Genomic DNA, 14,323 nt, shown 5'->3' with positions numbered 1-14,323 from the left:
GCGACACGCAGGTCTCTGACCTGGCCCGGTACGGCGTCATGCGGCTGTTACTCACTTTCGGGTGACGCCCGGGAAACGGGTGGGGTGGCGGACCCTGTCGGACACATGCCTCAAGCCAGTGATTGCAAGGGCGAACGACCTGACACGGCGTCAACCCATCGCATTCCGCCGATAAATGGACCATACAGATGACAGTCATAGAGACATGGGCATCCCGTAACACGGTTCATGTTTCACACACATCACCCCCACCTCGACGGCACGGTATGAGGGCGCGGCCAACCCGGCCTCGCACCCGCACACCGCACCACCCCGCACCACACACGGGACGGTGCCCGCACCAAGCAGGGGGAACCTGTGACCACTTCCACCACCGCACGCCGCCTGGCCGCCGCCGCCCTCACCGCCGCCGCCCTGGCCGGCGCCGCCACCGTCCCGGCCACCGCCGCCGACCACCGCCCCCACCGGCCGGACGTCCAGATCACCCGCGTGCAGTACGACTCCCCGGGCCGCGAGGACCGCTCCAACCGCTCCCTGAACGCCGAATGGGTGCAGATCACCAACAACACCCGCCGCCCCGTCAACCTCAGCGGATGGACCCTCACCGGCCGCGACCACCGCACCTACACCTTCCACCACTACCGCCTCGCCGGCCGCGCCACCGTCCGCGTCCACACCGGCATCGGCCACGACACCCGCACCGACCTCTACCAGGACCGCCGCAACTACACCTGGGACAACCACATCGACACCGCCACCCTGCGCAACGACCGCGGCCGCGTCATCGACACCGCGACAACCACATCGACACCGCCACCCTGCGCAACGACCGCGGCCGCGTCATCGACACCGCCTCCTGGGGCTACCGCAACCACCGCTGACCCCACCCACCGGTGACCGACCCCACCCGGGGCCGGTCACCGGCACCCCACGGTGCGCCGGGCCCCCCAGGCACGGCGCACCGTTCACGTATGCCCATGGGCCTGATCGTCCGAAGGCGCGGCGCTCGCCCTTTGAACCGCCGGACCGGATGCCACGTATGAGTCACCGTGGGTGGCGCCGCGTCACCCGCTGTACTGCCAGGCGGTGCAGGGGCCGGCAGGTGCGGGCCCCTGCGGGACCGCACCGCGTGGCGACCACCGAGGTGGCGGCCGCGTGGCGCGCATGCGGCACCGCCGGGAGAGAGGGCCGAACGATCTCAAGCGATGCGAGCCGTGCCGCCGGCGGCGTTCTCGACATACCCGCCACCGTGAGGCCGGGGGACGCGGTGCGCGAGGCGAACGTTCGGCAGCAGGTGCCGGGGCTGGACGGACTTCGCGGTTTGGCGGCGCTGTACGTGCTCCTGTTCCACTGCTGGCTGTACACCTTCCCCGGCTATCCCGACAGTTCGGCTCCCTGGTGGCTGGACGGGCTGATGTTCGGCCGTATCGCCGTGGTCTTCTTCCTGGTGCTGTCCGGCTTCTCCCTGGCCGTCTCTCCGGCGCACAACGGCTGGCGACCGGGCGGCGTCTCGCGTTTTCTGCGCCGGCGGGCCTGGCGCATCCTGCCTCCCTACTGGGCGGCGCTCGCGTTCAGCCTGGTGGTCTCCTGGCTCGTGGTGCCTGCTTCGCATGTGGGACCACCGACCGACCGATCGATTCTGGTGTACGGCCTGGTCGCTCAGGACATGTTCACCGCGCCGACACCGAACGGCGCGTTCTGGTCGATCGGCGTGGAGGCGGAGCTCTATCTCCTCTTTCCGCTCCTCCTGTTCGTCCGGCGGCGGCTGGGCGCCGTCGTGCTGCTCACGGCCGCGACCTTCCTCGTGGCCGTCCGCGGCCTGACGGCGGCCGGGGCGACGCCGGTGGAGGGCGACAACTGGCTCACTCCGCATCTCGCCCCCGTCTTCGTGGCGGGTCTGGTGGGCGCGGGAATCGTCGTCGCGTCGGACAGGGTCCGTCGCCTGCCCTGGCATCGGCTCGCCGCCGTGGCCGCCACACCGGTCCTGACTCTGGTCGCCGTCAAGGGACCGGTGTGGACGGTGAACCACTACTTCTGGGTGGATCTGGCCGTCGCCCCCGCCATGACGATGCTCCTGGCGGCGGTCGCCACGGGAAAACCAGCCCGTCTTGTACGGCTTCTGACCACCCGCCCCGTTCGAGGTCTCGGTGACTGCTCGTACAGCCTCTACCTCATCCATCTGCCGATCGTCATGACCGTCGTCAGGAGGATCGCCCCGGAGTTCGTCTCCCCCGGCCTGCCCACGTTCTGGTTCACCCTCGCCGTGGCACTGCCCGCTTCGCTGTCGGGGGCGTGGCTGTTCGCCAGGATCTTCGAGATGCCTTTCAAGCGGAACCGGTCCTGGAAGTCCGTGCTCGCGCCGGTGCGTTCACAGCCGGGCGGGGGCAACGAACGGCGGCCCGGAACACGTTCTGGCCGGCCGTCTCCCGAGCCGACGGGCAGCTCGGCCGGGCGCACCGGCCCGTAGTCCGGCGGACCGGAGTACAAGCGGGCGGTGCCCGCAGATGCCCCAGGGCCATGAGGCGTGCTCCCCGGGCCGGGGACCGCCGGCCGGGTCGTCTTCAGCGGTGTCCGTCCGGGGTCAGAGCAGCGATGCGGTGACCTCGGCAAGGCTCCGCCGGTACTCCGGGTCGTACGCCTCGGCCGCCGCCCGGCCCTCCTTCTCGCCGTCGAAGTACCGCCCCGTGACGCCTGCCAGTTCAGGCGCGTCCACCAGGCGCCGGGTGGCCGCGACGCCCTGCTCGAGGGTGTCGACGACGTCCATCCCGGAACGCCGGGACATCGTTGTGGGCATGAAGGACGCGGGGTGGAGGCTGTTGACGGTGATACCGCTGTCGGACAGTTCCCCCGCAAGGTCGAACCCGTGGCAGACGAGCGCCAGCTTGGAGCGGCAGTAGGCGGCGACGTCCGTGTACTCGCGGGTGTGTCCGGGATCGTCGAAGTCGAAGGGCTGCTGGCCGACGGACGCGACGTTCACGATGCGGGAGGGCGCGGAGCGGCGCAGCAGCGGGAGCAGTTCCCGGGTGAGCACGACGGGCGCCAGGTAGTTGACGGCCAGGCGCAGTTCGTGCCCGTCGGCGGACGTCTGCCGGCGAGTGCCCTCCGCATGGAATCCGACGCCGGCGTTGTTGACGAGTACGTCCAGCCGGTCGTGCCGGGCGGCGACGTCCGCGGCGAGGCGCCGGACCCCGGCGAGCGAGGCGAGGTCGGCCCGGTAGGTCTCGCCGCCGGTGGCCACGGCCACCTCGCGGAGGCGGTCGTGATCACGGCCGTGCAGGAGGAGGGTGTGCCTGCCGTCGGCGGCGAGGTCCTCCGCGAGAGCGCGGCCGAGTCCGTCGGAGGCGCCCGTGATGAGGATCGTTGCCATGTCGTACACCTTTCTGATCCGGGGGCACCACGGGTGCCGCCCGGCGGAGGACGGGAGCAGGCAGCGGGACGAGGAGCGGGCCTGTACGCCGCTCACCGGGTGCGAGCCGGTGCGTCCCCTGCCATGTAGCGCGTGCTCCCCGACCCCGTCCGGGCCGTTGCCCGGGCGAGCGAGGAATCGCCGGTTGACCGGCGGCGGAACGCTCCCGACCATAGGCAGCACAGTCATCAGCAAACCAATAGGAATTCCGAGATGTCACATCAGAATCCCGATGGAGACGGTCCCCGGCGGGACGACGGTGAGCCGGCCGCACCACTGGTCCGCCCACCGTCCACCGCCGTCCGCGACGGGCCCCTGGACCTCGGCCTGCTGCGCACCTTCCTCGCCGTGCACCGGGCCCGGTCCCTCACCACGGCAGCCCGGGTGCTGGGCATCTCCCAGCCCACCGTGACCGCGCAGGTGCGCGCCCTGGAGCAGCAGCTCGGCCGGCAGCTCTTCGAACGACTTCCGCGCGGTGTGGCGCCGACCAGCGTGGCCGACGAACTGGCCGGGCGGATCGCCGGGCCGCTGGACGCGCTGGCGGAGGTCGCCGACCGCGGCCGCAGGGGCCTGGAGGCGCCGCCCGAACCGGTGCATCTGGCGGGCCCGGCGGAGATGCTGAGCGTCCGCGCACTGCCCGTGCTGGCACCGCTGGCGGCCCGGGGCATCCCGCTGCGCATCACCACCGGACTCGCCGAGGGGCTGCTCGAGGGCCTGCACGGCGGTCGCTTCGACCTCGTCCTGTCGGCGGTGCGGCCGCGCGGCCGCACCCTGGCAGCGGTCCCGCTCATGGACGAGGAGTTCGTGCTCGTGACGACACCGGGGCATGCCGCCGGAATCGGGCCGCTCACCTGCAAGGACCCCGGCCCGCTGAGCGAGGTCCCGCTGGTGGCGTACGCCGAGGACCTGCCGATCCTGCGCCGGTACTGGCGCCATGTCTTCCGCACCCGCCTGACCGCCCGGCCCGCCGTCGTCGTGCCGGATCTGCGCGGTGTGCTCGCCGCCGTCGTCGCTGGCGCGGGCGCGACGGTGCTGCCCCGCTACCTGTGCGAGGCGGAGCTCGCGTCCGGCGCGTTGGTGGAGTTGCTGACGCCGGAGGATCCGCCCATCAACACCGGCTTCCTGGTGGCACGGGCGGGCGCACCCTCCCGCCCGCCGGTCGAGGCGGTGCGCGAGCGACTCATCGAGGCGGCCCGCTCCTGGTGACCCGCGCGGAGCTCAACACCCGTGTCGCACAGGGTCATGGGCCGGAGCACGGCCTTCCGCGGCCCTTTGGGAGACGGCGTCCGCGCGTCCTTCAGGGACAACGCCCTCCACGGGATGTCCGGAACCTGCCGCCCGGGCGAGAGTCCTTGAGCACCTGGCGGGCCGTGAGCCGACCGGACGTGGCGTTGGTGCCCGCGCCGGGCCAGGTCGCGGCGCCGGTCAGATACAGCCCGGGGATCGCCGTGCGGTAGCCGCTGTGGCCGGGCATCGGCCGGAAGAGGAAGTTCTGGGAAAGGTGGTGGCTGCCGGCGGTGCTGTCACCGCCGACAAGGTTCGGATCGGCCGCTTCGAGGTCCTGAGGGGTGTATGCCGTGACGCAGGCGATCCGTGATGTGCTGCCGGGGGCGTAGCGCTCCAGCTTGGACAGCACCCTGTCGGTCATCGGTTCGACCGCCTCGGGCCAGCGCGTCTGCCGGATGGTGCCTGCCGCGTCGCCGGAGATGACCGGGGGCACGGTGCGGACCTGGATCCACACGACATGGCGGCCCGCCGGGGCCCGGGTCGGATCCACCGCGGAGGTCTGCCCCACGACGAGCAGCGGTTCCGCGGGCAGCAGGCCCGACAGGGACTCGGTATAGGTACGCGCCAGATCGCCGACGTACGGTGCCACGTGCACGTACCCGAATCCGGACAGCTCGTCCCCCGCGGCCCAGGGCAGCGGCCCGTCCAGCGCGAGGTGCACCATCATGGTGCCGGGGCCGTACCGGTAACGGCCTGATGCGCGGCGTACCGGCGCGGGCACCTGCCCGGGCTCCAGCAGTCGCTGATAGAGGGCGGCGGGCCCGACGTCCGCGATCACGGCACGACGCGCCGCAGCCGTGCTGCCGTCGACGCAGCGCACCCCCACGGCTCGTCCGTTCCGGCACAGCACGCGGTCCACCTCGGCACCGGTGCTGACCTCGCCACCGTGCTCGGCCAGCAGGGCACCCAGGGCCTGCGGCAGCCGCTGGGCGCCTCCCTCGACCACGGACATGCCGTTCTCCATGTCGGCGAACAGCTCCAGCAGCGGGAACATCGCGCCGCCGGCCACGTCGGGGCCGAAGTCCAGATGCATGCCCCAGCAGGCGGCCATGGCACGTGCCTCCCGGGTGGTGAACCACGTCTCGCCGAGCTCCCGGGTGCTCATCAGCAGAGTGTGGGTGAGTTCCGCCGCGCCGCGCACGCCCCGGTGGCGCAGCAGGCTCAGCACCTGTCGGACGGCCGCGCCCGAGGGCACGGCACTTCCGTAGAGGCCGAACAGGTACGGGGCGAATCGCTTGTACTGCCGATAGAGGCCGGCGAAGCCCTCGGCGTCCCCCGTGCTGTGCGCGGCCAAGTGCCCGAGGGTGCGTTCGTAGTCGGAATGGACGCGCAGGCTCAGCCCGTCCGGGAAGACGTTGGCATACGGACGGTCGGTGGTGCGGAACCGCAGCCCGTGGCGGGCCAGACCGGAAGCGAAGTCGGCGTACGTCCGGGAACCGAGGAACAGGTTCTGGTTGGTGGAGTACAGGTCGTGCACGAACCCGGGGAGCGTGGCCTCACCTCCGGCGATGGCGCCGCCCACCGCCGCGTTGCGCTCCAGCACGGCCACCGACCACCCCGCCCGTGCCAGGTACAGGGCCGCCACAAGCCCGTTGTGGCCACCGCCGACGACGATCGCGTCGTAGGAGCCCGCCGGGGTCATCGCCGGGACCTCCTGCCACGCTCTCTCGCAGGGGCCGTGCCGGCATCGGCGCCGAAGGCCGTCCGGGCGCGGGCCGTGGCCCGTACGTCCGCGTCGGCCCGCGCTCTCCCCGCACACGCCTCGGCGTCTTCCCTGGTGCTCATGAGCGAGTCCGCGATCGAAAGCGCCGCTGCTCCTCTCCGTCTGCCCCTATTGCAGTGTTCCTCGCGTCCCGGCGGCCCGCGACATCACCGGGGCCCCGCTGAGCCCCGTCCCGCACGGCCGCGGTGAAGGTGCCGGGTGGGTCTTCCCCGCAATGCGTGCGCGGGACCATGAACCGGGCGAATGCGCTCGATCGAAGCGGGTCGCCCCTGGGCCGCCCCACCCAGCTGCTGAGGTGGGAAAACGCTTTGACGAACCACGGGGCGAGGGCGATAGTTGCGTGCCGAATCAAACCCGGTGGTTCGGCATGCATCAGGGGGAGAGCGTGCAGGCCGAAGATCAAGACGTCCGATCCGCGTACGACTCGGCACATGCCCAGTTGCTCGCGGGCCAGTTTGCCCAGGCGCGGCGCACAGCCACGGAAGCGCTGACGGCGGACGGGCCCGGCGCCCGTCTCTACCTGGTGCTGGGGCAGGCCCATGCGGCCGAGGACGACGACGATCACGACGACCGGGCCGAAGCGGCCTACCAGGAAGGCCTGAAGGCGTTCCCCGACGACCTAGATCTGCTCGCGGCGTACGCGGAGTTGTGTCTGCGCAGCGACTACATGGACCGGCCGGCCAGGCACCGGCGCGGCCCCGAACTCGACGCACGACTACGCGAGTTGGCACCCGGCTCGCCACAGGCGCTGCGCATGGAGCAGATCTCGGCGGGCAAGGCGGTGAAAGGCCCCAGGCCGCCATCGCCGTTGCGAACCCAGACGCACGACGCCCGCCTCGTGCTCGCGGCCGTGGGCGATCCCGTCTCGGCCGCCGCGCAAGCCCGTGCCCACGCTCAGAGCCGGCCCGACGACAACCGCTTGGCCACGGTCGCCGAAACCCTCACCGCGCTCGCCCGCCCCGGCCGCGCGCCACTGCGCTGGATGGTGCGCTTCCCCCAGCACACGCTGCTGATCCGTGCGGCCCTGTGCGTAGTTGTGCTCCTGGCCGTACCCGCGCTCCACTGGAACAGCTGGGTGCGCATGGCGGTCGTGGTCACCGTCGTCCCCACGGCTCTGCTCCAGGCCCTGCTGCGCCGGGCACGCCACCGTGCCGGCACCCGGCCCTCCGTCGCCCACGCCGAACCCGTCGGTGTCCCGGACTTCCCCGTACTGCCACCGGTCCCGGCCGCCTCATCCCGGGAGACAGCGGTTGCGGTCCTCGCGCTCGCCACAGTGACGGCGGCTCTGGTGGGGTCGGGCATCTGGGGCTACGAGCAGTACGCCGCCTACCCGCGCTACACCTTTGCGGCGCCGGACCGCGTCCAGGGTTACGAACGGCTGGAGGACACGTCGCTCCAGCAGTTCTTGGAGGGGGTCGTGAGCGAGGACATGGGGGGCAGCGATGCCACGACCTTCACCTACGTGTACGGAAAGAAGGAGAACGAACACCTGTCCGTGATCACGGTGTTCGGCGCGGTCGGCGACTTTCACGAGATGACGCCCGACGCGCTCGGTTCCATCCAGGACGGTCTCCGGTCGGGCCTCACCACCACGGGTCTGGCCGCCGGCAAGGTCTGGTCGGCCGACCCCGGCCGCCTCGGCGGCAGCCTACGGTGCCTGTCGTACGACGCGATCGACAACCAGCGGCTCACCGCCTGCACCTGGGGGGACAAGGGCAGTTTCGGCACCGTTGTGTCACCCGACTCGGGCGCGGGTCACGAGGCCGCAGCGGACCTCACCCGAGCAGTTCGGGAGGCGGTTCTGCACCAGGGGACCCCTGCCGACTCCGTCTGAACGAACCGGGGTTCGCGCCCGGCCGTCCGGGAGCGGAAGGCCTTCTTCCGTGCTACCGGGCGCGGCGGGCCGTGCTGAAGCGGCGCTGGTACGCAGCGGGGCTGATGGACAACTCCCGTGCGAAGACCCGTCGGAGACTCTCGTAACTCGGGAACCCGGCCAGGGACGCCGCCTGTGTCGCGGTGTGCCCCTGGTCGAGCAGAGCCTTCGCGATGTCGAACCGGATGGACTCGACGTAGCGGGCCGGTGTGGTGGACAGCTCTTCCCGGAACAGCCGCGTGAGATGGCGGGGACTGAGGTTGAGATGCCCGGCGAGCTCGGCGAGGGAGTGGTTCCCCGCAGGATCCGCGATCACCAGGTCGACGACGGTGCGCAGGGCCGGGGACCGGGGCGGCGGGCCCTGCAGGGGCCCGGAGAACTGTGACTGGCCGCCCGCGCGTTGCAGATACACCACGAGAGCCCGGGCGACGTCCCGGCTCAGATCAGGACCGTGGTCCTCCTCGACGAGCGCCAGCGCCAGGTCGATGCCGGCGCTGACGCCCGCCGAGGTGTACGTGGTGCCGTCGCGCACGTAGATGGCATCGGGCTCCACATGGATCTTCGGGTGCCGGCCGGCCAGTTCGCGTGTGATCTTCCAGTGGGTGGTCGCACGTTTGCCGTCCAGCAGGCCGGCGGCGGCGAGGACGAACGCTCCGGAGCAGACGGACGTGACCCGGCCGGACCGGACCGCCAGCTCCTTCGTGGCCTCGATCAGGTCCCGGGTGACGGGAGTTCTGGGATGGACGACTCCGCCCGGCATCACGAACGTGTCGGGGTCCGGCTCGGAGGCCGGGCTGCCGTCGACGGCGATCCGGATGCCGACGGACGAGGCGACGTCGGCACCGGTCGTCGACAGCAGGTCGATCCGGTAGTCGGCGCCGAGTCGGTTCGCCTCCCCGAACACCTCTGCGGGACCGGCGACGTCCAGCAGTGCGACCCCGTCGTAGACGAGGATCGCGACCCGATGCGTTGCGGAGTTCACAGTCCTGTTCCTCAGGTGTCCGGTTCCTCGGGTGTCCCGCTTTTCGGGCGGGCTTCTCGGGTGTCTGGATTCAGGTGGTTCATGGCCGGACCGATGCGGCGGCGAAGGCCGTTCGGTCGGCATCGTGGAGAACAGAGTCACCGCCCACTGTTCACCACCACATCGAAAGCGCCACCATCATGACCGACATCATCGCAGCAGTGGAAATACCCGAGACCGCAGCAGTGGCGGAGGCCACCCGTTTTCTCCGTGAAACGACCAGCCCTCTCATCTTCCATCACTCCCGGCGTGTTTTCCTCTTCGGTTCTCTTCACGCACGCGAGCTCGGCCTCCAGCCCGATCCGGAGCTGCTCTACATATCCTCGATGTTCCACGACACGGGGCTTTCCGTCCCGTTCTCCGACGTAGAGCAGCGCTTCGAACTGGACGGCGCCGACCACGCGCGCAAGTTCCTGCTCGACCGCGGGTTCCCGAAGAGCGCCGCCGACGTCGTCTGGACAGCGATCGCACTGCACACGACGCCGGCGATTCCCGGCCGGATGGGCCCGGAGACGGCTGCCACGAACTTCGGCGTACTGACCGACGTGCTCGGCTGGGGACTGGACGGACTGGACGGCGGCCAGGTGGAAGAAATCATGGCCGCCCATCCGCGCGAACAGTTCAAGAAGGAATTCCTGCAGGCATTTGTCGACGGTCTCAAACATCGTCCTGAAACCACGTACGGGACGGTCAACGCGGACGTGCTGGAACACTTCGTTCCGGGTTTCCGCAGCAAGACCATGGTCGAGCGCGTCATTGAAGCGCCCTGGCCGAATTGATGCCGAAGAAGTCAGAGGCAATACGATGACACCCGTGGTTCCGGCCGCACCCATCGTCGTCTTTGGACGGTCCACCACCTTCACCGTGCTGACGCTCGCCACCGTGGTGATGATGGCGACAGCGAGCGGACCGTCGCCGCTCTGTCCGCTGTATCGGGAACGCTGGGATTTCTCGGACACCATGGTCACCGTCGTCTTCGCCGTGTACGTCGTGGGGCTGCTCGGCGCCCTGCTGACGGTCGGGTCGCTGAGTGACCGCCTCGGACGCCGTCCGGTGCTGATCACCGCGCTCCTGCCGGCGGCGGCCGGTACCGCCGTCTTCTGGACGGCCGACGGCGTCCTGTCCCTGGTCGTCGCGCGGGTGCTGCAGGGTGTCGCCATCGGAACGGCCATGAGCGGTCTGGCCTCCGGGCCGGTCGAGTCCTCTCCCCCGGGCCCCACGGTGACGGCGGTCGGCACGAACGTCGGACTGGCCGCCGATGCCGCGGTGGTCGGGCTGCTGGTTCAGTGGGTCCCACGCCCCGACGCGTTCGTCTTCTCCGTCCTCACCCTCGTCTTCCTGGTCCTCGCGGTGACGGTCGTCCGGATCCCCGAGACGGTCGTGCCAGGAGCCGGCGTGCCGGCCTCGCTGCGCCCCAGGGTGCGGATACCGCAAGGAGCCCGGCCCCGGTTTCTGGCCGCGGTGCCCGCCCTCGTCGCGGGACGGTCCGTGACGGGGTTGTTCCTCGCGCCGGCCCCTCCGTCGTCAGCGGCATCCTGCACGTGACATGGGGTGCCGCCGGCGGACTCGACATCGCGGCGCGGCGCTGACTCCTCCGTCCCTCGCCGTCGGCCTTCTGATCCCTTCCTGGGGGCTGAAAGCCACAAGCTCCCTCTGCATCCGGTTCGTCGGGGTCCTGTCGCTGATCGCCCTTGCCCATGCCCGCCGGTCCCAGGCCGAGGAATCCGTCGTCCGTGCCCGGCCGTACGGGCCACGCCCGGCCGGCGCGCGCGTGCCGGACACCACACACGCGAGAGCACACGACACGCTGTGAAAACCCGCTGACACGAACCGATACGTTCACCTTCGGAAGACCGGACAGAGGAGCACTCATGCAAGCCATCACCGCCTCGGACCGCGACGCCGGCGTCAGCGGGCTGACCCTCACCGACCTGCCGCATCCCCATGCCGCCGAGAACGACGTCATCGTGCGGGTGCACGCCGCGGGATTCACCCGTGGCGAACTCGACTGGCCAGGAACGTGGTCCGACCGCGCCGGCCGCGACCGCACTCCGAGCGTGCCAGGGCACGAGGTCTCGGGTGTCGTGGCGGAGCTCGGGTACGGAACCACCGGCCTCACCGTCGGCCAACGGGTCTTCGGACTGACCGACTGGGCCCGCAACGGCTCGCTCGCCGAGTACGTCGCCGTCGAGGCCCGCAACCTCGCCCCGCTTCCCGCGGATGTCGACCACACGGTGGCGGCTGCGCTGCCTATCTCCGGACTGACCGCCTGGCAGGGCCTGTTCGACCACGCGCGGATCACGGCCGGCCAGACCGTCCTGATCCACGGCGCCGCAGGGGGCGTCGGATCCATCGCGGTACAGCTCGCGCTGGAAGTGGGGGCCCTGGTCATGGGCACCGGCCGGTCCGCCGACCGGGACACCGTCCTCGCTCTGGGTGCGCATACGTTCCTGGACCTCGAAGCCGACCGATGGGCGGACGCCGGCGAGGTCGATGTGGTCTTCGACGTGATCGGCGGCGGCATCCTCGCCCGCTCGGCCGCACTCGTCCGCGCCGGCGGCACACTCGTCACCATCGCCGAGCCGCCCACCGTCCGGCCCAAGGACGGACGGGCGGTGTTCTTCGTGGTGGAACCCGACCGCGCACGCCTCGGGGACCTGGTGCAGCGGCTCCGGGACGGACGGCTCGGTGTGCGCGTCGGCGCGGTCCGCCCGCTGACCGAGGCAGCCGCCGCCTTCGCTCCTGAGCGGCGTGTCGCCGGCAGAACGATCATCCGGGTCACCGAGGACTGAAGTCACGGTCAGGTCTTGAGCCGGCCGCCCGGCTCACGTACACGCACCACGCGGCTCGGGCCCGCCGGGAATCCGTCGGGCCCCGCTTCCGACCTGGTGAACGATCGATGCGGACCCGGTCCTTCCGGTCTCCGCACCACGCCTCGCACGGGCGGCGACCGGGTGGTGCCGTCCCGCAGAAACCGGGCGCTTCCAGCTAGGCCACCGGTCCGCCGGCTGACCAGTCGGCGAGGGCCTTCCCGAATCCTCCTGGCAACTGCGGGAACCCCAACGCGATTACAGCGCTGCCGTCTGCGAGGGACTCGAACAGGGCGCCTGCCATCGGCATCAGCGAGAACCCCTGTCCGATCGACGCCAGCCGGGCAGCAGGCAGGTCCCGTGCCACGCCGCGCAGCGCCTGCCCGTCAGCGATCACTGCTTACAGGACGCAACTCATCCCAACGCCCCTCCAGACCGAAGGCCCATCTTGGCCTACGCGTCGAAGTTGAACCCGCGTGGTATCCCCCAACCACGGAACTCCCAGCGGGTTCTCACCGGACCACCGCCCAGATGCCTCGAACCCGCTGATTTCCGTTGATCAGTGGCGAATCGCCCGGACGCACCGGCCACCAGGCGGCAGCTCCCCGCGATGGGCCTGCGGCCGGGTGGTCGGGACGTGGTGCCGAACTCCAGCTTCCGCGCCGGCGGCGGGGCCCGCTGGTCGTCTGCCGCTACCGCGTCGGCCACGCCCGGCCGGTTCGCCCGATGAAGACGGCCTGCGCCGCAACACTCGCCAAACCCAACGCCGCCCGCCGGACCTACGCCGCCTGCCGCGGGAATGCGGGACACTTCATCCCGTCCTCACTCGACATGCGCACTGCCCGGGCTTTCCCGACAACGCCCCGGAAGGTGCGTGATGGAACTGCTCCCCGGCCCAACAGCCCACCAAGCCGCAGTTGGTGCACATCCACCAGGCCCCGCCGGACCGCACGGTGCACCGAATGGTGCTCGGTGTCGAGGTGGTCGCGACCGGCGTCCACTGCGGCCCGCTCCTCGCTGGCGTCCTCACCGCCAGCGCCGCGAACCTCGCCGTGCTCGCGTTCCTCGCCACGGGCATGGCCTGGACGTGGTCACCGTCGTCGGCTCCATAGGCGGCAGTGACGGAAAGGCCGCCGCCAAACGCATCCGTCGCCACGGCCGTTGACCTTGCCTGTATCAGTCGCGAGGCGGCGGTCGTTGTCAGCGCTGCTTGCGGATCTCCCGGTACCGGCGCTCGACGTCGTCCATGAACCAGTCCGGTACCTCGGCAGTGGCCCGTAGGTGCTGGCGTTCGTCGGCCGAGAGCGTCTGCGCGGCGTCATCCACAGCGACCGCGTAGACGTGCATCCTGTCCGACCCTCGCTCACGCCGAAGATCACCCCCGACCGTGGCGCCGTCGGTCGCGAAGCTGAAGGGCAGCATGATCCACCGAAGAAGCCCAGCTTGCGGGCCCGCTCGCGCATTTCGTCGCGAACGATGAGCCGGCACAGACGTTCATCCGCCACGTTCGGGATCGATCGTGACCGATGCATGCGGTTTCCCCTCCCCAGCGGCGGATCAACTGACCAACGCAGCGGGGAGCCCAGCGGCCGCCGCCGTGGCGAGCGCGCTGGTCAATCATCAGCCCGACCTCTGCCCATCCCCTCCGGACGGGGTTGAAGCAGCAGCTACCAACAGCTAGCGGGAACTCAATTCCTCATCCAGGACGCGCGGCCAGTCCTCCTGCCCGAGCCCTGCCGCCATGAGTAGATCGCGCCAGTCAGTCCGTGCAAGGCGGACCGCCGACCGAAACCGTCCCACGTCCCCATCAGCGATCACCACAGCCGCAGTCAAAAGCCGCTCCGTGCTCTGCAGCGAGCTTTCGAGTTCGACTGCCGGCACCCGTAAGGCTCCGATGACACCGCACGCAGCGTCGGCATCCGGAAAGTCGCGCCGGATCCTCTCGTGCAGTCGAGCACTGATCTGCTCCTCGCTCACCCCTTCCCCCTCCTCAAACAGCAACAGGAACAGGCAGGGCGGCCCGCTTCTCGCCAAAGTCCCGGGCTGCCCCTGCCTCCAGTCCTCAACAGACCTGTGGCGGTCTCCCAGCATTACCCAACCAACCGAGTTTCGGGGTGAGCACCTGCCTGCCGCTCTCTTGGCCAAGTGCGTGGCACGAGGGGGTGGCGACCTATCACCCCGGCGGTGCCGGTCTCACGGCCCC

At 70.6% G+C, this 14,323-nt stretch carries 14 protein-coding genes and 1 pseudogene; 9 read left to right on the top strand and 6 right to left on the bottom strand.

The window, feature by feature from the left end; translation table 11 throughout:
* Window positions 1-357: 357 nt before the first annotated feature.
* Complete coding sequence (locus ADL25_RS42825; protein ID WP_079050988.1) at window positions 358-897, top strand: lamin tail domain-containing protein; 540 nt, start codon at window positions 358-360, stop codon at window positions 895-897.
* 232 nt (window positions 898-1,129) lie between these two features.
* Window positions 1,130-2,467: an acyltransferase family protein gene (locus ADL25_RS42820; protein ID WP_234381285.1), complete on the top strand. Its 1,338-nt coding sequence runs from the start codon at window positions 1,130-1,132 to the stop codon at window positions 2,465-2,467.
* A gap of 114 nt (window positions 2,468-2,581) precedes the next feature.
* Here ADL25_RS42820 and ADL25_RS42815 read toward each other — a convergent pair whose 3' ends face one another.
* Window positions 2,582-3,367 carry an SDR family NAD(P)-dependent oxidoreductase gene (locus ADL25_RS42815; RefSeq protein ID WP_059133374.1) on the bottom strand — a complete coding sequence of 262 codons (786 nt, stop codon included), beginning with the start codon at window positions 3,365-3,367 and terminating at the stop codon, window positions 2,582-2,584.
* Window positions 3,368-3,619: 252 nt separating this feature from the next.
* Here ADL25_RS42815 and ADL25_RS42810 point away from each other — a divergent pair, with 252 nt between their 5' ends.
* Window positions 3,620-4,612, top strand: a complete 993-nt coding sequence (locus ADL25_RS42810; protein WP_079050986.1) for a LysR family transcriptional regulator — start codon at window positions 3,620-3,622, stop codon at window positions 4,610-4,612.
* Between the two features lie 91 nt (window positions 4,613-4,703).
* Here ADL25_RS42810 and ADL25_RS42805 read toward each other — a convergent pair whose 3' ends face one another.
* Window positions 4,704-6,335, bottom strand: a complete 1,632-nt coding sequence (locus ADL25_RS42805; RefSeq protein WP_059133373.1) for a phytoene desaturase family protein — start codon at window positions 6,333-6,335, stop codon at window positions 4,704-4,706.
* A gap of 448 nt (window positions 6,336-6,783) precedes the next feature.
* Here ADL25_RS42805 and ADL25_RS42800 point away from each other — a divergent pair, with 448 nt between their 5' ends.
* Complete coding sequence (locus ADL25_RS42800) at window positions 6,784-8,250, top strand: hypothetical protein (RefSeq protein ID WP_059133372.1); 1,467 nt, start codon at window positions 6,784-6,786, stop codon at window positions 8,248-8,250.
* A gap of 52 nt (window positions 8,251-8,302) precedes the next feature.
* On the opposite strand, the gene ADL25_RS42795 is transcribed toward ADL25_RS42800, so the two are convergent.
* Window positions 8,303-9,271 (bottom strand): GlxA family transcriptional regulator, encoded by a 969-nt coding sequence (locus ADL25_RS42795; protein WP_059133371.1) that lies wholly within the window; start codon window positions 9,269-9,271, stop codon window positions 8,303-8,305.
* A 179-nt stretch (window positions 9,272-9,450) separates the two neighbouring features.
* On the opposite strand from ADL25_RS42795, the gene ADL25_RS42790 reads away from it, so the two are divergent.
* From ADL25_RS42790 to ADL25_RS42780, 3 genes are all read left to right on the top strand, one after another.
* Window positions 9,451-10,089 carry an HD domain-containing protein gene (locus ADL25_RS42790; RefSeq protein ID WP_059133370.1) on the top strand — a complete coding sequence of 213 codons (639 nt, stop codon included), beginning with the start codon at window positions 9,451-9,453 and terminating at the stop codon, window positions 10,087-10,089.
* A gap of 34 nt (window positions 10,090-10,123) precedes the next feature.
* Window positions 10,124-10,855, top strand: a complete 732-nt coding sequence (locus tag ADL25_RS42785; RefSeq protein ID WP_159045143.1) for an MFS transporter — start codon at window positions 10,124-10,126, stop codon at window positions 10,853-10,855.
* 326 nt (window positions 10,856-11,181) lie between these two features.
* On the top strand, window positions 11,182-12,102 hold the full coding sequence (locus ADL25_RS42780; RefSeq protein WP_059133368.1) for an NADP-dependent oxidoreductase: 921 nt from the start codon (window positions 11,182-11,184) through the stop codon (window positions 12,100-12,102).
* A gap of 196 nt (window positions 12,103-12,298) precedes the next feature.
* On the opposite strand, the gene ADL25_RS42775 is transcribed toward ADL25_RS42780, so the two are convergent.
* Window positions 12,299-12,517, bottom strand: a complete 219-nt coding sequence (locus ADL25_RS42775; protein WP_059133367.1) for a hypothetical protein — start codon at window positions 12,515-12,517, stop codon at window positions 12,299-12,301.
* Between the two features lie 213 nt (window positions 12,518-12,730).
* Here ADL25_RS42775 and ADL25_RS51350 point away from each other — a divergent pair.
* A pseudogene (locus tag ADL25_RS51350) lies at window positions 12,731-12,975 on the top strand (hypothetical protein); the annotation flags it as partial.
* 65 nt (window positions 12,976-13,040) lie between these two features.
* A complete protein-coding gene (locus ADL25_RS42770) occupies window positions 13,041-13,232 on the top strand; it encodes a DUF6251 family protein (RefSeq protein ID WP_319115501.1) in 192 nt (63 codons plus the stop codon).
* Between the two features lie 88 nt (window positions 13,233-13,320).
* Here ADL25_RS42770 and ADL25_RS42765 read toward each other — a convergent pair whose 3' ends face one another.
* Both ADL25_RS42765 and ADL25_RS42760 read right to left on the bottom strand, forming a co-directional pair.
* Window positions 13,321-13,542: a hypothetical protein gene (locus tag ADL25_RS42765; RefSeq protein WP_234381284.1), complete on the bottom strand. Its 222-nt coding sequence runs from the start codon at window positions 13,540-13,542 to the stop codon at window positions 13,321-13,323.
* A gap of 255 nt (window positions 13,543-13,797) precedes the next feature.
* Window positions 13,798-14,097, bottom strand: coding sequence for a hypothetical protein (locus tag ADL25_RS42760; protein ID WP_147318012.1), 300 nt, complete (start codon window positions 14,095-14,097; stop codon window positions 13,798-13,800).
* Window positions 14,098-14,323: the final 226 nt, after the last annotated feature.

Source organism: Streptomyces sp. NRRL F-5122 (assembly GCF_001507435.1).
Classification (GTDB): Bacteria; Actinomycetota; Actinomycetes; order Streptomycetales; family Streptomycetaceae; genus Streptomyces; species Streptomyces lannensis.
Note: the sequence above shows the minus strand (reverse complement) of the source record. Positions and strands in the feature narration are given on the sequence as shown.